The sequence below is a fragment of the Bacillus altitudinis genome, from assembly GCF_001191605.1.
GTDB lineage: Bacteria > Bacillota > Bacilli > Bacillales > Bacillaceae > Bacillus > Bacillus altitudinis.
In genome coordinates this window covers 859,030-878,192 of record NZ_CP009108.1, presented here as the reverse complement: position 1 = coordinate 878,192, position 19,163 = coordinate 859,030, and the positions used below count along the sequence as shown (strand labels likewise).

Here is a 19,163-nt window from a genome sequence, read left to right as displayed (position 1 = left end):
TAAGCTGCATGAAATGATGAGATGTTTCAAGTACGTGAAGGTTGCAAAGCTGTTTCTCCTCACGCATGAATCTTGTAAGCGCAACCATTATTTGTCACTTCATTGCAATGTGTTGAGGGGTGTGTCAGCATGAGGAATAGGAATCCGTATTTGAGAACGGCTTCTAGTCTTTATATCAATTATTTTTTATTAGGTATGGTCAATATTATTTTGGCTTCTAATATGCCATTTTTGATCAAACAATTAGATACAAATAGTGCTGGGATAAGTTATATGATATCTGCACTCGGTATTGGCAGGGTGCTCACGTATGGTTTATCGGGCGTACTGTCAGATCGTTTTGGACGAAAGCCGGTCATTTTGGTTTCGGGGGTGCTGATGGCGGTGTTCCTCATTGGAATTCCATTGTCTCCGAATTATCAAATCGCGTTTGCGTTTGCGATTTTGGCAGGGGTGGCGAATTCGGCGATGGATGCAGGGACGTATCCGGCTTTAATGGAAGCTTTTCCTCAAAACTCGGGATCTGCAAATGTGATGGTGAAGGCGTTTATTTCGATTGGGGCGACCATTCTGCCGCTCGCTATTTTCTTTTTAGCAGAGCATGATCTGTTTTATGGATTTGCGTTTTTTGTACCTGCTTTTATCTATTTAGTGAATGTGATGATGTTGTGGACATTGCCATTTCCGAATCATCGCAAGGTGGAGCAAGTTCAGGTGACGGAGCATGATGGACTTCCGCGCTTCTCATCAGAGCCTACGTTTTGGAGAGAAGGGGTCGCACTGATTGTGATCAGTTTTACATCAAATGGTCTGTACGCCTTGCCGCAAATTTGGCTGCCTACGTACGGTGAGGAAATATTGGGAATGGCTTCTGGCAGTGCTGTGAAGCTGCTTAGTTACTATAGCATGGGCGGTTTGCTGTCTGTCTTATTGCTCGCATTTCTTTTGCGCCGTATTGTTCGTCCGGTCACCGTGCTGCTACTCTATCCGATTATTACATTAGCCTCTATCTGTGTGCTATTGGTCGTGAAGTCTCCAGTCATTGGGACCGTCAATGCATTTGTATTGGGCTTTTCAACAGCGGGTGTCTTTCAGCTGACGTTAACCGTAATGGCTGAGTTCTTCTGGAAAAACAAAGGGACGATGACAGGAATTATCTCAACAGCAGGCGGAGTGTCCGCCATTGTGATTCCGGTCGTCACTGGTTTGATCGAAACCCACTCGACGATTTTGCAAATCTTTATATTTGATGCGGGTGTCGCTGTTGTTGCGATCATCGGCGCGATGTATATCCTCAATCGATATCGCCGGATTATGATACACGAATAAAAAAAGACGACTTCCAAAGCGGAGGTCGTCTTTTTTCTATGTTTCGTTTAGAAACGGTCATTTTCAAATAGAATTTGTTTCACTTGTTCAACTGGCATATCCTCGCCAGTAAACAGTTTGTACGCAAGGGCACCTTGCCATAGCATCATGCCAAGACCGTTAATCGTTTTGGCACTAGCTTCTTGTGCTTGAGCAAGAAGTTTTGTTTTTTGCGGGTTGTAGACGACATCTGTCACGATTAAGTCTTTGCGTAATACATCAAGGGTATCGTCAATAATGCTGAGCTCATCTAATGGTTTCATGCCAAGGCTTGTCCCGTTTGCTAAGATCGCACTTTCAGCTACTTCACGACGGAAAGCGTCTTTGTCTTCAAGTGGGAAGATATTCGCTTTGACACCGAATGATTTCATTTCGTTGTTGATGTAATTTACATTTTCTTCTGCTTGAACAAAGTATTGGTCATTACGAGCAAAAATACTAATTTCACGAATACCTGATTGTGCAAGCTGAATGGCAATCGGAGTTGCAGCGCCGCCAGATCCAACGAGTGTAACCTTTTGTCCAGCTAATTCAACGCCATGTTCAATTAAGTTTCTTACGTAACCAAGACCATCTGTGTTGTAGCCAACCAGCTTGCCATCTTTGTTCACAACTGTGTTGCTTGCGCGAGTATGTCTTGCAGAATCATCTAGTTCATCTAAGTAATCAAGTACTTTCATTTTGTTCGGCATGGATACGTTAAATCCAGCTGCACCCATCGCTTTCATCCCGTTTACTGCTGCTTCTAGTTCATCATTTCCTACCTCAAAAGCAAGGTAAGCATAGTTGATTCCTGTTAGTGTATAGCCAAGGTTGTGCATCCGTGGTGACAGGCTGTGCCCGATTGGTGTTGCAAGAAGACCGACTAATTTTGTTTTTCCATCAATATTACGTTCGTGTATGTTTGTCATGATTGACATCTCCTTTAATTATCTAAACAATTTTTTCATGCGTCGTAAAACAAAGACTGCTAACAATACGCTGATGACCGCAATGATCATATCGAAGAATAAAGTCATTTTAATATCGTACGTGCTAACGAGTCCGCTTGTAATCAGCGGAACAAGGATAAACGCTGAACTTGCCGCAATGTTGACATATGATGAAGCCGTTGCTTTGTTTGTAGGGAATAATTTCATCATAATACTCATCGCCAACTGGAAAATGCCGGCTGTAAATAATCCTAAGAAAAAGGTACTAACAATGACAATGCCGTACGTTTCAATTTGAAATAGTGAAAGCATGGCAAGGAATGCCCCGATTGGGTAAATAATGGCGACCATAATCGGTGAAATGAATTTATCTAATACGATTGAAAGCAATAGAACAGATACGAGTGCACCAATACTAAAATAAGAAAGAAGCTGTGTCGCTTGTCCTGAGCCAAGCCCAATCAATTTCAATCCGAGCTGTGGAAGCCAAGTTTGCCATACAACAAATAATGCAGTAGACGTGAATCCCATAAGTACAACAGCTAAACCTTCACCAAACATTTTCGGTTCTTCCTTCATTTGCTCTTGAACGGGAAGATCGTTTTGAGAAGCCGTTTGCTTATGATTTGGGAACGGCATAAAGATCAAGTAAATGCCTACAAGTAAATAGAGAAGTCCTAAACCAAAGAATGCCCAGCCCCAGAAGATGTCATGTGCAATAAGGAATGCCAAGATAAATGGAAGAACAGTCGCACCAATTGATACAGACGCCTTTACTAAAACAGAAGCTGAACTTGCTTTTTTAGGAAATGATTCTGTCAAAGCAGGATATGTTCCTGAATCAAGTAATGAGTTCGCAATCCCTGCGGAAATGGCAAAAATGAAAGCCAATGTATAATTGGTCGTTGTTGGAATCCCAATTAAGAATAATAAGTAGAGAAAGTTACCTGTAATAATGACAGGTTTTCGCCCCCAGCTGTCTGCCAGCCGGCCAGAGAAAAAGAGAGCAATTAATTTACCGATACCGATTGCTGATACAAGCAAGCTGATTTTTGGAATATCTACATGGTAGCGTTCAGATAAGCTTTCCATGTTTGATGCCACAATAATATTGATCATGCCTAGCATGAAATAGTTTAAGTACATGCCAAGTGATGATTTAATGTATGGATTTTTCATGTTCCCACTCCTATATTTGAAACCCTGTTCGGGCCAAATTCTTGTTACCCTTTGTTATTTCCTTAAACGTAAATAATATTAAGTCCATCACAACACCCCTTGTGTGATTGATGAAAAAATAATGAATATTCATCTGTTCTTCAAATAAGTACATCGTTCTACTAAATAATTAAAAATAAAAACAGTTATCATAAGTTGATGGACTTCCTCGATTTGATCAGAATCAAAAGATCCATCTTTAACTGTAGTTGATATCATAAATAACGATATGTTCACAAAAGGTATAACGATATACTAAAAGAAGCAACGAGATAAATATACTCCTGTGTATAAAATGTGTCAAGTTTATGACTTTGTGATTTAAAAAAAGAAAAATGTAATAAAGAAATAGTTGACTTGCTCAATAAAAAAAGGAGAATCGCTTTGCAATTCTCCTTTCAGCGTGTAGACAAACCCTCGCATTCTTTGTCAGTCCTGCGCTCCGGTGCTCACGAATGTCAAATTCGCTCTGCTCCGGTGCTCGTCCTTCCTAGACTGCAAAGGTTTTCTATCACGCTGAAAAGAAGACAAAGGGCTAAAATAAAGTTCATTTTAGCCCTTTGTCAACAATCTGAAAGGAGAATCGCTTTGCAATTCTCCTTTTCATGATCATGTCGAGGTTTCTCGAATATGAAGTTGAGGCTTTAATATCAATCGCTGCAGTTCTTCATCCTGCTCGTTCATTTTATGATACAAAAGGTTGGCTGCTTTGACTCCAATGGATCGTGGAAATGATGAGACTGTGGTGAGCGGCGGGTGATACATCTCCGCTTCAGGGATGTTATCGAACCCAACTACATCAATGTCTTCACCAGGCTTGATGTCACGCGCTGCCAATTCTTGAATCACCCCAAACGCCACTAAATCACTGAAGCAAAAAATAGCAGTAGGTGGTTCGGGAAGGTCAATCACTTGGGCAAGGGCTTCTTTCCCGCCTTCACGGGTAGGCACCATATCGATAATAAGAGATTCATCCATCGTCAGGTCCTCATCATCATGGGCTCTTTTGAACCCTTTCATCCGTTCAATCCAAGTCGAGGAGGATTTGATTCCACCTAAGAAAGCGATGCGGCGATGCCCTTTTTGAAGAAGATGACGGACCGCCATCCAAGTGCCTTGTTCATAATCAACACCGACATAATCACAATGGACATCTGCTAATTCACGATTTGCCAATACTTTTGGCGTGCGAATGTTGTTTAATTGTTTGACCGTTCGTGTCGAACTTTTCGATGCTGGATTTAAGATGATTCCACCCACTCGGTGCTCTACCATTGTGGAGATGAGCCGCTCCTGCTTATCCACACTATCAAAGGTTGTCCCAAGTAAAACGGTATAGCCAAGTGACTCAAGGGTGGTTTGCACACCGATTAAAAATTCAGAAATAAAGGTGTTTGAAATATCCGTGACGATCACACCCACAATATTTGAACTTTTCGACCGCATATTGGCAGCGACGCGATCGTACACGTATCCCAAATCCTCCATGGATTGCAGCACTTTTTTCCGGGTGGCTTCAGAGATCCTAGGGTTGTTGCGAACAACGAGTGAGGCCGTTGAAGTCGATACACCGGCATGCCGAGCGACTTCTTGTAATGTCACACGCTGTTTGTTCATTTTTTTCATTTGTCTTCACCAACTTCATTGGATTGCCTAACTATGGTTCATCATCAAGATGGATGTCTCCACCAAACGAGCCGAACATTCTTTGTTTCATTATACCTTAATCAAGGGGTGTTGATGAAGTGATGTCATATCAGCTTCAGATAAGGAGGAAACAACATCTTAAAAGATTACCATTGACAGCTTTCTTTTAGAGGCGTAAAATATAAAATTATTCAGAAATAGCAACATTTAAAGTAAATATCGAAGGCTATGATTGCTGTGGGTCACACTATGGCAGGAGCAGCTTCTGGAGAGACCGCATGTATGTGCGGCGCCGAAGGGTTCACAATCTCAGGCAAAAGGACAGAAGAGTACGAAATATTGTATTTGTGATGCATGGATCATACTGTGTATTGCTTTTCTCTATTTTGCTATTCTTTTATGACCGTGAGATTGGAGCGCATCCAATCTCTTTTTTTATGGACTTTTTGTGAGTTTATTATTTCAGTATAGGATCGTGTCGTAGGAGGGTGTTGAAATTGGCACAACAAGAGTTAAAGCGAGATTTATCAAACCGTCATGTTCAATTAATTGCCATTGGCGGAACGATTGGAACGGGGCTGTTTTTAGGGTCTGGAAAGGCTATTCAATTGGCAGGACCATCGATCATTTTTGCGTACTTAATTGTCGGAATGGCCATCTTTTTTGTCATGAGGGCACTTGGAGAATTGCTCTTATCTAAGGCGGGCTATCAATCTTTAACGGATATAGCAGAGGATTATCTTGGACCATGGGCTTCCTTTGTGACAGGATGGACGTATTGGTTTTGCTGGATTATGACAGCGATGGCAGATGTTATTGCGGTCGGGGTGTATGTGCAGTATTGGTTTGATATTCCGCAGTGGATTCCTGCTATTATTTGTTTATTGATTTTGCTAGGATTTAATTTATTAACGGTGAAGCTTTTTGGAGAAATGGAATTTTGGTTTGCACTTATTAAAGTGATTACGATATTACTGTTGATTGGCGTTGGAATTGTCCTGTTAATCATTGGTTTTCAAACAGATGCAGGGCCCGTGACGGTAACGAATCTGTGGTCACACGGAGGATTCTTTCCAAATGGTGTGACAGGCTTCTTATTGTCATTCCAGATGGTGATTTTTGCGTATGTGGGCGTGGAACTTGTCGGTGTGTCAGCAGCAGAAACAGCGAATCCGCAAAAAAATATCCCGTCTGCGATTAATAAAATTCCATTAAGAATTCTCTTTTTCTATGTAGGTGCGATTTTTGTATTACTATGCATCAACCCATGGACAGAACTCAGTGCATCAGAAAGTCCTTTTGTGAAAACCTTTGGACTCATTGGGATACCAGTAGCGGCGGGACTCATCAACTTTGTCGTCCTGACATCTGCGGCGTCTGCTTGTAATAGCGGTATGTTCTCAACGAGCCGAATTTTGTATAATCTCAGTCATCAAAAACAAGGACCGGCATCTTTTGGCCGTCTAAATAAGCATGCTGTTCCAAGTAATGCCCTGTTTGTGTCGACGATTGTGGTGTCAGTAGGGGCTCTTTTAAGCAAGCTGATTCCTGAACAAGCCTTTGGTATTGTGACAACGATCAGTGCCATTTGTTTCATTTGGGTATGGAGTATTATTTTAATATGCCATCTGAAATATAAGAAAACACGTCCTGAACTGCATAAGGCGTCTACCTTTAAAACACCATTTACACCTTTTGTGAATATAGCGGTTCTTGTGCTCTTTGCTGCCATTCTTGTCATCATGCTTTTCGCTGATGCAACACGTCCAGCCCTGTTATTGACACCCGTATGGTTTGGGTTTCTATTTTTGATTTATGCACGAAAGAAACGCCGTTCAGCATAATGAACGAAAAAAGCACAGCCTTTTTAAATGGCTGTGCTTTTGCTTATTTAACGATTTCGAATCTTCAACATATAGTATGCATTAAGAATGATTAGAACAAGTCCAACGACGATGATAGAGAAGAGCTGAGAGTGATTGGCGCCAAGAGAATAGACAATCAAAATAAACATGGCACCAGTCAATAAAATATTCATCATTTGAAAAGTGTGAAAAAGCCCATCGAGCATCACATGCTTTTCGCCTTCATCAGAAATGGCGAGCAGTTTTTTGCCATAATCTTTATCAGTTGGACTAGGTAGGTGACGATTAGGATAGACGAGCTTTAGGACAGAGATCGATACATAAGAAAGAATGACGGTGATCAAAAATAAGGCAGCATTTGCGAGAATCAGCCAGAGTGGCTGCTCGGTTACGATGGAAATTCCAATTGCAATAATCGATAAAATGGTACTCACCGTATTAGCTAACGTTACATCAGTAAAGGTTCGGTACTGTTTTACCTCTAGTTCATCTTCCTCATCACCAGATACTGAAAGAGAGACTCTTTTCTTCATGCGTGAAATGCCTGAAAAACAATAAATGATGAATAGAACTGTCAAGCCAGTGATGACAAGAGTCGCTTCAAATGCAGCTTGCAGAAGTGTCAGCTCAAATTCGGCAGCCAGCAAACAGTAAGCACCGAGAAAACCAAGGAGAGCACCTAAGAGCATTTTGTATACAGTTTTCATGTGAGTTCATCCTCCTCGAATAGAAAAATTTGTTCAATGGGTTCTTGAAAAATACGTGAAAGCCTCATAGCAAGTAAGAGAGACGGCATTAATTCATCTCGTTCCATTAAGCTGATCGTCTGGCGGGAAACCTTTGCCCGTTTCGCAAGCTCCGTTTGGTTTAAACCATCACGCGCCCGCAGCTCTTTTAGCCGATTTTTCATTCTGTCACCTCAACTCTGATCAAAATGTTATCTTGATTGTAAAGTATTATATTCATTTTGACAAGTATAGTTGTCAAAATGATAAAAATAATTGTCAAAAGATCGCCTTTATTCAAAAGGGAATCAATGATACGCTAAAGAAAAGAGAAACAGAAAATAGGTGATGCCCATGTTCATTGATCAATTAAAAAGTGATTTACATCAATCACAGCCGCTATTTATTGGAGAAGAGACAGCGTTCAAAGCGGCAGTCCTTGTCCCTTTGGTGCAAGTAGACGGGGAATGGCATGTTTTATTTGAAGTGCGATCACTGACGATGAGAAAACAGCCTGGCGATATTAGCTTCCCAGGAGGCAAACTCGACGGTGGGGAAACCGCACAAGAAGCTGCACTGCGGGAAACATATGAAGAACTAGGAATTCCGCCCGAATCCGTCAAGGTTTTAGGGCAGCTCAGCCCTTATATTGCCTCACCATCCTTTGTGGTATATCCATTTGTCGGGATTATTGATGAACAGCAGGTCAAACATTCCTTTAATCAAGAAGAAGTAGAGGAGACCTTTACTGTGCCTCTATCATGGCTCAGCCAATACGAACCGTACTTACACCATGTATCGGTGCAGCCAACACCAGGAGAGGACTTTCCTTATGAAAAAATCATGAATGGTGAAAAATACAGCTGGGGGAGTCGTTCGATTGAAGAGTGGTTTTATGATTACAATCGTTACACCATTTGGGGATTAACTGCCCGCATATTAAAACATTTTGTGATGGTTGCAAAAAGAAATTCCTAGAGAACCAGCTCTAGGAATTTGTTGTGGAAAGGCGTTCTTTTGCGGTTTCTTTTCCTTTCCCTTTTCCAATTAGGATGGGTGCTTTAGCTTTGCTCAATCCATATGAAGGCATGTTCACGTAGATAGATTCATATGAGCCGGCTTGAATTTGATACGTTTCATGATAAATTCCGACCGCGTCATTATTTCGTGCTCTTTGGTTAAATCCTTTCCAAGCAGCCAAATGCTTCTCCATCTTGGCATAGGCAAGGAGGTCCTCTGTTGATTTCCAATATTGGATCATGGTGGTGGTGCGTAAACCGAAGTAATTTTCTGTCCCGAGAAAACCAAGTTCTTCTTGATGTGTATAAAGTTCTTTGATCATCCCCGGCATCGCCTTAAATACTGGCAGCCATTGATGGACAGCCCAGCGTTTATTGATTCTCATTCCGATAATGAACACAACAATTGGCTCAGAATTGTCTGTTGTATACCTGCCTGCACGTATATTTTTTTTCATTTGTTCACCCTTCTTTCCTCATTGATTCACAGGTCTCCACGCACCAATCAATTCCAGCCTGCGCCACTTTCTTTCCGTAATCTAACGTATACAGCCAATACTTCGCATCAGCTTCATCTGGATACAGCTCTTGAATGTTTTGTTCAATCGCAACATATGTCTCATAACGGATACGGAGCTGCCTCTCATAATCCTGTAAAAGCACCAATTTTTTCTCAAACGAAAGATATTGACCAAAAAATAACTTTAATAACACCTCATTTCGTTCTGATGGTACTTGATCGAGCGGCTGCGCCAGCCATTGCCTCAACGTGTCCAGCCCTTTTTCAGTTAGATGATATTCCCGCTTGTCTGAGCGGCCAGTTGTAGAAGTGGGTGAAACCTTCGCAAGCCCTTCCTCGACTATTAACTTTAAAGCTGGATAAATTTGTCCATAACTAATTTTCCAAAAGTGATGCAAGCTCCTATCAATTAATTGCTTCACTTCATACCCAGACTTACAATCTGTCGTTAAAATCCCCAAAATCGCATACGTCGTATCATTGTATTTTTTCATTGATTAACACACCTATCTAAAAGATATATCATTTAGATATATAATAAACGATGTATAACTGCAGATACAAGAGGTATGAGAAAAAAATAAATGCTAGAAAGGAGGTGAAGAGATCACTGATTTGTTAATCAATGAGATGAATCCTTCATATAGAGTGAACGATCATAGTTTGGAGGGGACATATGAGTAAATCGAAAATCTGGATCATGACTATTCTGGCGGTACTACTGATTGGTGGAGGCGGCTGGATAGCCTATCAAGCAATCGCACAAAAGAGTGGTTTGAATCATCCCTACGCCTTTGCATATAAGACTCATGATCGTGTGAACTGGTTCAAGGTAACGGAGAGAAACGGAAAAGTAACAGGCCAGCTGAACGAAACCATTTTAGAGGAAAATCCGCAAAGGCATTATGATCCCAATCTATTTATCAACAAATATCAATTAACCGGAAAATCAATTGAAAACGGTTACGAATTTTATGTGAAGCAAGGGAAAGAAACGGTCACATATGAAGTTCACCTTGCCGAAAAAGATCTTTCTGTGAAAAAACAAGGTGAAAAGCACAGCATCACATACAAAGCAGTTGATCAAAAAAACCTACGTGCTGTTCAACAGGACATTCATACTCGATATGAGAAACTGATGGATGACACGGAAAATAGATTTCATGATTATGTACGAAACTTCATTAAGAAAGTAACAGGCGCTTATGGTTATCTGTATACAGCAGAGGATGGTTCATACCAACTATTTTTAAAAGTAAAACGAATGTATATGCAGTCTGAATGGGCAGGTTCTTTTCTAATGAGAAAGGTTCCAGGAGATGGTGGTGAACCTTATAAAGAAACGAAACATACAGCAGGTGGAGTTTCAGATGGGATGATGTTTGATTTGAGTACTTATCCTGCAATTGAAAAGGGTTTTATTTTAGGGGAAACTGACCGAGACGCAACATACATTAAATTTCCTTTTAAAATGGCAGGCGGGACAATAGAATTTAAAGCGGTCACGAAAGAGGAATATCAAGAACAAACGGAAGCATTCAAAAAGAAGGCGAAAGAATGGCAAAAGTAGATCGTGTTGGAACAGATGATTGTTGTGAATGGCATTTCAGGGCGATCAGAATTTAGTTGAATAAATAGGGATCATGAAGATATTTTAAATCATATATTAGTGGAGGTACCTATGAGTAAATTGAAAATGTGGGTCGTGTCTATCCTGGCAGTACTCGTCTTAGGTGGAGGCGGCTGGACAGCATATCAAGCAATCGCACAAAAGAATTCATTGAATCATGCCTATGCATTTGCGTATAAAACGAAGGATAAAATGAGCTGGTTTGAGATATCTGAGAATAAAGGCAAAGTAACGGGGCATTTGAATGAAAAGTATATAGAAGAAATATGGTGGGATCCCAAAATATATAAAAAACAATATGTAGTGTCCGGGAGTTCAAAGGAAAACGGTTATGAATTTCGAGTCAAACAAGGCAAAGAAACAATCATATACGAAGTTCAAATGTCCGGTAAAGACCTATCTGTGAAAAAACAAGGTGATAAAAAAAGCAGAATATATAAAGCAATCAATCGAAAAAAGCTAGATTCGTATCACAAAAAACTTCAAGTTCGACATCAACATCTAGTTGATACTTCAGAAACTAGATTTTATGACAATATGAGACACTTCAGGGATAAAGTGGCGAAGGTATATGGTTTTCTATATACGGCAGAGGACAAACAACTATTTTTACAAGTGGAAAGCATGCATATTGAGAATGGATGGCTCGGCTCTTTTCTAATAACAACTGTTTCTGAAGATGGTTGTAAGCCCTATAAAGAAATGAAATTAGAAGTCGGGGGCGAAACTGATGGTGGAGACTATTTAGACATGAGCTACGATCCTATAATTGAACGAGGTGTCATTATAGGTTCGACTGATCGAGATGCAAAATCAATCAAACTGCCAATTAAAAAGACTAACGGTACTATAGAGATAAAAGCTTTCACGTATCAGGAATTTAAAAAACTCCCTAGACCATATATCATGACAGGCGATTCAGTAGAGTTAAAAGCTGTCACGAAAAAGGAATATGAAAAACAAGCGAAAGCATTTAAAAAGAAAGCAGAAGAAAAGAGAAAATAGGCATCTTAAACCAGATGAGTGAATCAACTTATCTGGTTTTTTATGGAGAAACATTTTGTTGATTGATGATAGAAGGAACAAAAGAGTTGCTTTAAGTAAATAAAGAAAAGTATTTTGGGTATATAGACCTTAATAAATTTCAGAAAAATAAATGTTGACGCTTTCATATAATCAATATATACTAAAAACAAATCCAATATAAATAAATTAGACATGTGACTGGTCATGCAGGCAGGATCTAAAAACGATGAATTTCTTTAATTTGTCGTTTTAGATCCTTTTTTTATTGCCAAAATATAGGTCTCATGTATGAGAAAAGGAGGAGAAAAAATGGATTACACACAAGTCGCCAAAGATGTTTTACAGCATGTAGGTGGTAAAGAAAACATTGCGCACCTTGAACACTGCTCAACAAGACTTCGCTTCACACTAATTGATCAGAAAAAAGCAGATGTACCAGCATTAGAAAAAACACCAGGTGTCATAGCTGTCAGAATGTCAGGACAATGCCAAGTGGTCATTGGGAATGACGTGATTGAAGTGTATCAACAGGTAACAAATTTAATGGGCGGCAGCTCGTCTGGGCAAAGCATGCCATCCAATCAGCCAAAAGAAAAAAGAAAAGCAGGCACAGTTCTATTAGATTTCATTGTGGGTGTCTTCCAGCCGCTTGTTCCGGCTATCGCAGGCGGAGGGATTTTAAAATCATTTCTTCTCCTCTTCTCTTTATTAGGATGGGTGGATGCAAAAGGCCAAACCTATCAAATACTGAACATGGTGGGTGACGCACCACTATACTTCCTGCCATTACTAGTCGCTGTCACAACGGCAAATAAACTAAAGGTAAACCCACTGGTCGCATTATCAGCAGTCGGTGCACTCCTTCTTCCGAACATGACAGCCATGCTTACTGAAGGTGCGCAATTAATGTCATTCGACGTAAAAAATATAGCTTATGCGTATCAAGTGTTTCCAGCAATCCTTTCTGTATTGCTTTACGCTCAAATGGAAAAATTCTTCACACGATTTTCACCAAAACCAATTCGGATTTTCTTTGTCCCAATGATGTCATTAGTCATTACTGTACCCGTTACGTTACTGTTATTAGGACCACTTGGTTTTACAGCAGGACAAGGGTTTTCATCCGTTATTCTTGCGATGTTTAATACAGTAGGCTGGGTAGCTGTTGCAATTTTAGCAGCGGTACTCCCGTTTATGGTTGCATCAGGCATGCACAAAGCAATGGTCCCTTATGCAGTGACAACGATGGGGAACCTCGGGAAAGAAGCACTTTATTTACCAGCATCCCTTGCGCATAATATTGCGGAAAGTGGAGCTTGTTTCGCAGTGGCACTACGCACGAAAGACAAGGTACTCAGATCAACAGCCATTTCGGCAGGAATTTCAGCATTTTTTGGCATCACAGAGCCTGCTTTGTATGGTGTGACACTTCAAAATAAACGCGTACTTGGAAGTGTCATGATTGGTTCGTTTGTTGGCGGGATCTTCATTGGATTAGTTGGTATACAAGCCTTTGTACTAGTTGGTCCTGGATTAGCAAGTATGTCGATGTTTATATCAGATGAGCTTCCACGAAATCTAATGTTTGCTGTCATTGGAGCTGTCATTTCCTTCGTTGTTGCTTTTATCGCTGCTTTTGTATTAGGTAAGGATAAAAAAGTAGAAGAAAAGACAAATGATCAAGAAGCATTTGCTGAACAAATTGGAGCAGGGGAAACTTTCAAAAGCCCTGTGATTGGTCAAATGATCTCTCTAGCTGAAGTAAAAGATGATATTTTCTCTTCAAAGGTCATGGGAGACGGAATTGCCATTGTTCCTTCAGAAGGAGCGCTATATGCACCAGTAGAAGGTGAGGTCACCTTGCTGTTCGAAACAAACCATGCACTTGGTATGAAAACGGACAAAGGGGTGGAAGTATTATTCCACATTGGCATTGATACTGTACAGTTGGAAGGACAGTATTTTTATCCAAAAGTGCAGGCAGGAGATCGTGTACAAGCAGGGGATTTACTCATTGAATTTGATGTAGAAAAAATCATGGAAGCAGGATACGATCCAGTTACGCTTGCTGTCATCACGAATACAGATCAATATGATATTAAGGTACAGCCATTACAAGAGGTCAATCGCCAAGATACATTGATGGTTATCACCCAATTAGGAGGCTAAACATATGACGACAATAAAAGGTTTTCCAAAAGGATTTTTATGGGGCGGCGCCATTGCCGCCAACCAAGCAGAAGGCGCTTGGAATGTAGATGGAAAGGGCCCATCTGTTGCTGATATTGCGATGTACCGTTCTAATTTGAGTGTAGAAGATTATGAAGGGCATCTAGCTGTTACTTCTGAAAATATAGATCGAGCGATGAAAGACCCAGATGATAAAAAGTATCCAAAACGCAGAGGTGTTGATTTCTATCATCACTATAAAGAGGATTTGGCTCTATTTGCTGAAATGGGTTTTAAAACTCTTCGCATTTCTATTGCATGGAGCCGTATCTTCCCAACTGGAGAAGAGAAAGAACCAAATGAAAAAGGACTCCAATTTTACGATCGTTTATTTGCAGAAATGAAAAAACACAACATAGAACCGATTGTGACGCTGTCACATTATGAAATGCCGTTAGCACTGAGCGTGAAATATAATGGCTGGGTTGAAAGAAAAGTCGTTGATCTCTTTGTTAAGTTCGCCAATGTATGTTTTGAACGCTATAAACATGATGTGAAATATTGGCTGACCTTTAATGAAATAGATAGTATTCACCGCCACTCTTTTATTACAGCAGGAATTATTCCTGATCGCTGCCCAGAAGGGAAAGAGGAAGAGACGGTTTATCAAGCACTCCATCATCAATTCATTGCCTCTGCACTCGTAACAGCAGATTGTCATCGCATCATACCAGGCAGTCAAGTAGGGTGTATGCTGACAAAATTAACAACGTATCCGCACACTTGTCATCCGAATGATGTGGAGCGGGCATTGAAACAAAACTTAGAAAACTATTTCTATGCAGATGTTCAGGTATTTGGTGAATACCCTCCGCTTATCAAGCGCATGCTTGAGAGAAAAAACATTCATATCCAAATGGAATCAGATGATCTTTCTATTTTAAAAGAAAATACAGTAGATTTTATCTCGTTCAGCTACTATATGTCTTTAACTGAATCAGCTGATGAAGGATTAGAAAAAACGGATGGAAATACCATCCGTGGGGTCAAAAATCCTTACCTTCCATCTACTGATTGGGGATGGCAAATTGATCCGGTTGGTCTGAAAATTTCTTTAATAGAATTATATGATCGTTATCAAAAACCACTGATCATTGTAGAAAACGGCATGGGTGCAAAAGATGTTGTTGAAAGTGATGGATCAATTCACGATGATTATCGTATTAACTATTTCAAAGAGCATTTCCGCCAAATGAGAGAAGCGGTGGAAGAAGGCGTTGACCTCTTCGGATATACGAGCTGGGGCTCAATTGATATTATTAGTGCAGGTACATCACAGATGTCAAAACGATACGGGTTCATTCATGTAGATCAAGATGACGATGGAAACGGTACATTAAAACGTTCTCGTAAAGACTCATTTTATTGGTACAAAAAGGTCATTGAAACAAATGGTGAATCGCTTGATTGAAAAACCACAATCATGAAAACAGGTGATGACGATGTTTAAAATCAAAAAAGTTTTAAACTCGAGTGTGGTTCTGGCTGAAGATCAGAACCAACAGGAGATGGTTCTATTCGGCCGTGGGATTGGTTATGGACAAAAACCAGGTCAAATGATTGAAGAAAAGAAGGCAGATCAAGTGTTTATGTCTGTCGATAACATGAGAGCGAAGGAATTTCTCCAACTATTAGATTCAATGCCACAAGAGTTTATCGATTTAACTCAGCATATTGTTCAATATGCTGAAAAACGCTTAAACTCGAGTCTGAATTCTGGTGTCTATTTTACCTTGATGGACCACTTGAATTTTGCAGTAGAACGGCACAAGAAGAATATTAATATTACAAATCGAGTATACTGGGAAATCAAAAACTACTATACCGAAGAATTTGAAGTAGGTAATTATGCGCTTGAGTTAGTCAACAATACATTGGGCATACAATTACCAAAGGAAGAAGCGGCCAATATCGCCTTCCATTTAATTAATGCGTTAGGTGAAGAGTCCGATTCTAAAGATGGCATGAAGTATGCCAAGATGATTGGAAGTATTGTGAATCTCGTCCGCTATACGTTGAATATGAAAATGGATCAAGAGAATATTCATTACAGCCGATTTATTACACATGTGAAATTCTTTGTTGAAAGATTTTACGCAAATAAATTATTATCAGATCAAGAAAATGAGTTGTTTGAACAAATTGCACACTTGTATCCTCAAGCGATGGATGTAGCTTTCAAAATCAAAGATTATATTAAACAGGTGCATAGTATTGTTATTCCAAATGACGAACTTACGTATCTGGCGGTACATATTCACCGCCTCATTTCTTATCAAGAACTAAAATAAATGTGGACCACTTGCCTTGTAATGAGGCAAGTGGTTATTTGTATTGTATAGGTTTATGTTCCGATAGGTCGTTCTGTTGGGCCAAGATTTGTATCATTTAACGAATTGTAAGACACCGTTTGTCCGAAAACAACGATGGCTAAAGCGAAAATGAGTAAACTCACTTTTTTCATCATAATTCCTCCAATTAAGTGTAGTGTGTTCTAATTGATAGGCATCCTTCAAAAAGAGGTATGCTTGGTGAATTGAACCTAGCTCTTCAAAGTGTTTGGCAGCTAGTGCACTTAATTCACGGGCACCTTCAACATCCTTTAATTCTTTCAGAATACTGATGTCATCGAAACAGGTTTGAGCTTTTTTGGATATGTCTTCAGTGAAATATAGGTGATAGAGAAAATTCATTTTTGCTGTATAGATGGGGTTTCTGTCTATTTCTTGTTTTTGTTTGACTAATTCAAAATAATAGAGAGCTTGCGACTTTTCATCAATGGAGAGTAGCTCTTTTAGTAACATAAACATGGAGTGTTCGAAATAACAAGATGAAAGGTAGTCATCATCACTAAGAGCCTTTTCTAGGGCATCAATACATTTTTTTGATTCTCCAACTTCGGCATATAGAATACTGATATTGTGATAAAGCTGTGATGCTAAAAAATGATCGTTTAATTGATTTGAGATGTGTAATGCTTTTGTGTAGTAATTCTCAGCTCTTTCGAAATCGCCAATATCCATGAAGTTGGTGGCTGCGATCACAAAAGCTGCTGCCAGTCTTCTTTCATAGCCATCATGACCTTTGAAAATATCGATGGCATTCTGAATATAATGAAGTGAAATCAGGCTTTGGCGAAGCATCATATATAGGTTTGCGACCTTCGTATGGAATTCTGCTACTTCTATTTCATCAGGAATGTTTTGTAGTTTTTTCTCAGCAATTTTAAACAGTCCGATGGCTGATGCATAGTCTCTGTTATATGAAGCGTAAAGGGCTTTATATAGGTAAAAATAGTATTCAATTAAGTCGTTTGTTTTAGAAGGGTATTCTAGCACTGTCGGTTCATTCAGTTTTTTACCCCTTCGTTCATATAACATGAGCTTAAACTTGCCTTCTAGCAATGAATAGTAGGTCAAGACCTCCTGATTCTCTTCCATCTCTTGAAGTAATTCCTTTAATTCTGTGTAGATTGTCTTTGCATTGTGTACATCATGCTTACGAATGGCAATTCGCCAATCATTTAAACGATTCCCCACCTGTTCAGCTGAAATGATTTTCATGGAAATTTCACCTCTTTAACATCCTTTCGCCTGTTTCAATAAAAAACGATATCACAATTTTTGGTAAAATATAATCGTTTCTGGGAGGTGATTGACAGGAGGTAATAAAAAGGACCTTATGTCATGAGATGTACGTTATTGTAATGATGATTGATTGTTTATTCAAATGAGTAAAATCTTTTTTTGGAAGTCTAAAAACGTGATAGATACTATTAGTTTTAAGTTTATGGTCGAAAATACCATCTGAATATATGAAATAAAGCTATTTTAGCTATGAGAGGAGAACAATGAAAGGTCGATCTAGAAGGGAAAATCAGTTATGATGTTGCTAGATGATTTTGGAAAAGAAACTGGTAGTTACTGAGAAAGGTGAATATCCGAGACAAGTGTTGACCTTTCAGAAAGGATGTTGAAATGAAAAAAAGATTTCAAATGTTAAACTGGCAAATGACAATTGTGATGACGACGCTTTTACTTGTTTTAGTCACTCTTTATATCTCAAAGAGATACTTTTATAGCAAAGAAATTGAGTTGCTGACAGAATCTTGTCAACAAGAAGACGGCAAAATCATACTAGAAACAAATAGTTTGACTATGGATTACTCCTTTGAGTGTAAGAAAAAATAAAACAGGCAGAAAGCTGCCTGTTTGACACCAATTAAAACCCTAAGTTTTGTAACCACTTGTTTAACAAGGCCTCTCGTTTCTCAGCGGTGAAGCGATCGTATTTTCCTAAATTTAAATGGGCTGAAATTTCACCGTCATTCATAAACAAAATTCTTTCAGAGCAAAGGGCCACTTTTGGATCATGGGTGACGAGAAGCAAAGTTGTTCCTTCAGAATTGATTTGTGAAAAAATATCCATGACTTCCTTTGTGGTGCTTGAATTAAGAGCACCTGTGGGCTCATCGGCAAAAAGAATGTTTGGTTCATTCATAAGAGCTCGACAGATAGAGGCTCTTTGGAGCTGTCCTCCTGATACTTCTGATAAATATCTATCAGCTAAATGATCAATATCAAGTTTCTCCATTAGATATTTTGCTCGTTCATTGACTTCTTTTCTCGGCATTTTCTTCGCTAAGTAAGCTGCAGCAATGATGTTATCAAATAGATTGAGGTTTTTTAGTAAGTGGCTGTGTTGAAAGACGAATCCCATCTCTGATAAGCGCAAAGCTGTTAACTGTTTGTCTGTCATTTCTGATAGCAGTTGACCTTTATATTTGATTTCTCCTCTGGAGGATGTCTCTATACCGCTAAGTTGATAAAGCAAAGAGGTTTTTCCACACCCTGAAGGTCCCATAATGGTGACAAATTCTCCACGTTTAATGGTTAAGTGAATATTTCTAAGAATGGTCTGTTTTTGTCCTTTTAATGAATCAATTTGTAAAGACAATTGTTTCGCTTCAATTAATTGTTCCATG

17 protein-coding genes and 1 riboswitch are annotated in these 19,163 nt (G+C 39.4%); of the genes, 8 read left to right on the top strand and 9 right to left on the bottom strand.

Annotation, left to right across the window (positions count from 1 at the left end):
* Positions 1-129 precede the first annotated feature (129 nt).
* The gene (locus ID12_RS04395; protein WP_050826783.1) at positions 130-1,329 is read left to right on the top strand and encodes an MFS transporter; all 1,200 of its coding nucleotides are present in this window, start codon (positions 130-132) and stop codon (positions 1,327-1,329) included.
* A gap of 47 nt (positions 1,330-1,376) precedes the next feature.
* Here the strand turns inward: ID12_RS04395 and ID12_RS04390 are convergent, their stop codons facing one another.
* From ID12_RS04390 to ID12_RS04380, 3 genes are all read right to left on the bottom strand, one after another.
* On the bottom strand, positions 1,377-2,279 hold the full coding sequence (locus ID12_RS04390; protein WP_050826782.1) for a shikimate dehydrogenase: 903 nt from the start codon (positions 2,277-2,279) through the stop codon (positions 1,377-1,379).
* 18 nt (positions 2,280-2,297) lie between these two features.
* The gene (locus ID12_RS04385) at positions 2,298-3,479 is read right to left on the bottom strand and encodes an MFS transporter (RefSeq protein ID WP_007497314.1); all 1,182 of its coding nucleotides are present in this window, start codon (positions 3,477-3,479) and stop codon (positions 2,298-2,300) included.
* 648 nt (positions 3,480-4,127) lie between these two features.
* Positions 4,128-5,144, bottom strand: a complete 1,017-nt coding sequence (locus ID12_RS04380) for a LacI family DNA-binding transcriptional regulator (RefSeq protein ID WP_024720466.1) — start codon at positions 5,142-5,144, stop codon at positions 4,128-4,130.
* A gap of 276 nt (positions 5,145-5,420) precedes the next feature.
* Positions 5,421-5,500: riboswitch (glycine riboswitch) on the top strand.
* A 162-nt stretch (positions 5,501-5,662) separates the two neighbouring features.
* On the opposite strand from ID12_RS04380, the gene ID12_RS04375 reads away from it, so the two are divergent.
* On the top strand, positions 5,663-7,009 hold the full coding sequence (locus ID12_RS04375; protein ID WP_050826781.1) for an amino acid permease: 1,347 nt from the start codon (positions 5,663-5,665) through the stop codon (positions 7,007-7,009).
* 47 nt (positions 7,010-7,056) lie between these two features.
* Here the strand turns inward: ID12_RS04375 and ID12_RS04370 are convergent, their stop codons facing one another.
* Complete coding sequence (locus ID12_RS04370) at positions 7,057-7,737, bottom strand: DUF3169 family protein (RefSeq protein WP_050826780.1); 681 nt, start codon at positions 7,735-7,737, stop codon at positions 7,057-7,059.
* The gene (locus ID12_RS04365) at positions 7,734-7,940 is read right to left on the bottom strand and encodes a helix-turn-helix transcriptional regulator (RefSeq protein WP_025208285.1); all 207 of its coding nucleotides are present in this window, start codon (positions 7,938-7,940) and stop codon (positions 7,734-7,736) included. The genes ID12_RS04370 and ID12_RS04365 overlap by 4 nt, the downstream gene beginning before the upstream one ends.
* A gap of 169 nt (positions 7,941-8,109) precedes the next feature.
* Here ID12_RS04365 and ID12_RS04360 point away from each other — a divergent pair, with 169 nt between their 5' ends.
* On the top strand, positions 8,110-8,733 hold the full coding sequence (locus ID12_RS04360; RefSeq protein WP_048001214.1) for an NUDIX hydrolase: 624 nt from the start codon (positions 8,110-8,112) through the stop codon (positions 8,731-8,733).
* A 10-nt stretch (positions 8,734-8,743) separates the two neighbouring features.
* Here the strand turns inward: ID12_RS04360 and ID12_RS04355 are convergent, their stop codons facing one another.
* Positions 8,744-9,232, bottom strand: coding sequence for a DUF4188 domain-containing protein (locus ID12_RS04355; RefSeq protein WP_046344840.1), 489 nt, complete (start codon positions 9,230-9,232; stop codon positions 8,744-8,746).
* Positions 9,233-9,236: 4 nt separating this feature from the next.
* Positions 9,237-9,788: a PadR family transcriptional regulator gene (locus ID12_RS04350; RefSeq protein ID WP_017368401.1), complete on the bottom strand. Its 552-nt coding sequence runs from the start codon at positions 9,786-9,788 to the stop codon at positions 9,237-9,239.
* Positions 9,789-9,970: 182 nt separating this feature from the next.
* On the opposite strand from ID12_RS04350, the gene ID12_RS04345 reads away from it, so the two are divergent.
* The 5 genes from ID12_RS04345 to ID12_RS04325 all read left to right on the top strand — a co-directional run bounded on the left by ID12_RS04345 (position 9,971) and on the right by ID12_RS04325 (position 16,470).
* Entirely contained in the window at positions 9,971-10,864 is an 894-nt protein-coding gene (locus ID12_RS04345; protein ID WP_041092663.1) for a hypothetical protein, read from the top strand.
* A 111-nt stretch (positions 10,865-10,975) separates the two neighbouring features.
* On the top strand, positions 10,976-11,929 hold the full coding sequence (locus ID12_RS04340) for a hypothetical protein (protein ID WP_035390045.1): 954 nt from the start codon (positions 10,976-10,978) through the stop codon (positions 11,927-11,929).
* Between the two features lie 330 nt (positions 11,930-12,259).
* Positions 12,260-14,119 (top strand): beta-glucoside-specific PTS transporter subunit IIABC, encoded by a 1,860-nt coding sequence (locus ID12_RS04335; RefSeq protein WP_046527530.1) that lies wholly within the window; start codon positions 12,260-12,262, stop codon positions 14,117-14,119.
* A gap of 4 nt (positions 14,120-14,123) precedes the next feature.
* Complete coding sequence (locus ID12_RS04330; RefSeq protein WP_025208280.1) at positions 14,124-15,590, top strand: glycoside hydrolase family 1 protein; 1,467 nt, start codon at positions 14,124-14,126, stop codon at positions 15,588-15,590.
* Positions 15,591-15,621: 31 nt separating this feature from the next.
* Positions 15,622-16,470, top strand: coding sequence for a PRD domain-containing protein (locus ID12_RS04325; RefSeq protein WP_008347382.1), 849 nt, complete (start codon positions 15,622-15,624; stop codon positions 16,468-16,470).
* A 93-nt stretch (positions 16,471-16,563) separates the two neighbouring features.
* Here ID12_RS04325 and ID12_RS04320 read toward each other — a convergent pair whose 3' ends face one another.
* Together ID12_RS04320 and ID12_RS04310 are read right to left on the bottom strand one after the other, a co-directional pair.
* Positions 16,564-17,742, bottom strand: a complete 1,179-nt coding sequence (locus ID12_RS04320; RefSeq protein ID WP_050826779.1) for a response regulator aspartate phosphatase — start codon at positions 17,740-17,742, stop codon at positions 16,564-16,566.
* Positions 17,743-18,400: 658 nt separating this feature from the next.
* Entirely contained in the window at positions 18,401-19,162 is a 762-nt protein-coding gene (locus ID12_RS04310; protein ID WP_017368394.1) for an ABC transporter ATP-binding protein, read from the bottom strand.
* Position 19,163: the final 1 nt, after the last annotated feature.

Excerpts from the sequence above, each read along its gene's own strand:
- ID12_RS04395 (WP_050826783.1), top strand. The coding sequence starts at position 130 with ATGAGGAATAGGAATCCGTATTTGAGAACGGCTTCTAGTCTTTATATC.
- ID12_RS04390 (WP_050826782.1), bottom strand. The coding sequence starts at position 2,279 with ATGACAAACATACACGAACGTAATATTGATGGAAAAACAAAATTAGTC.
- ID12_RS04385 (WP_007497314.1), bottom strand. The coding sequence starts at position 3,479 with ATGAAAAATCCATACATTAAATCATCACTTGGCATGTACTTAAACTAT.
- ID12_RS04380 (WP_024720466.1), bottom strand. The coding sequence starts at position 5,144 with ATGAAAAAAATGAACAAACAGCGTGTGACATTACAAGAAGTCGCTCGG.
- ID12_RS04370 (WP_050826780.1), bottom strand. The coding sequence starts at position 7,737 with ATGAAAACTGTATACAAAATGCTCTTAGGTGCTCTCCTTGGTTTTCTC.
- ID12_RS04365 (WP_025208285.1), bottom strand. The coding sequence starts at position 7,940 with ATGAAAAATCGGCTAAAAGAGCTGCGGGCGCGTGATGGTTTAAACCAA.
- ID12_RS04360 (WP_048001214.1), top strand. The coding sequence starts at position 8,110 with ATGTTCATTGATCAATTAAAAAGTGATTTACATCAATCACAGCCGCTA.
- ID12_RS04355 (WP_046344840.1), bottom strand. The coding sequence starts at position 9,232 with ATGAAAAAAAATATACGTGCAGGCAGGTATACAACAGACAATTCTGAG.
- ID12_RS04350 (WP_017368401.1), bottom strand. The coding sequence starts at position 9,788 with ATGAAAAAATACAATGATACGACGTATGCGATTTTGGGGATTTTAACG.
- ID12_RS04345 (WP_041092663.1), top strand. The coding sequence starts at position 9,971 with ATGAGTAAATCGAAAATCTGGATCATGACTATTCTGGCGGTACTACTG.
- ID12_RS04340 (WP_035390045.1), top strand. The coding sequence starts at position 10,976 with ATGAGTAAATTGAAAATGTGGGTCGTGTCTATCCTGGCAGTACTCGTC.
- ID12_RS04335 (WP_046527530.1), top strand. The coding sequence starts at position 12,260 with ATGGATTACACACAAGTCGCCAAAGATGTTTTACAGCATGTAGGTGGT.
- ID12_RS04330 (WP_025208280.1), top strand. The coding sequence starts at position 14,124 with ATGACGACAATAAAAGGTTTTCCAAAAGGATTTTTATGGGGCGGCGCC.
- ID12_RS04325 (WP_008347382.1), top strand. The coding sequence starts at position 15,622 with ATGTTTAAAATCAAAAAAGTTTTAAACTCGAGTGTGGTTCTGGCTGAA.
- ID12_RS04320 (WP_050826779.1), bottom strand. The coding sequence starts at position 17,742 with ATGAAAATCATTTCAGCTGAACAGGTGGGGAATCGTTTAAATGATTGG.
- ID12_RS04310 (WP_017368394.1), bottom strand. The coding sequence starts at position 19,162 with ATGGAACAATTAATTGAAGCGAAACAATTGTCTTTACAAATTGATTCA.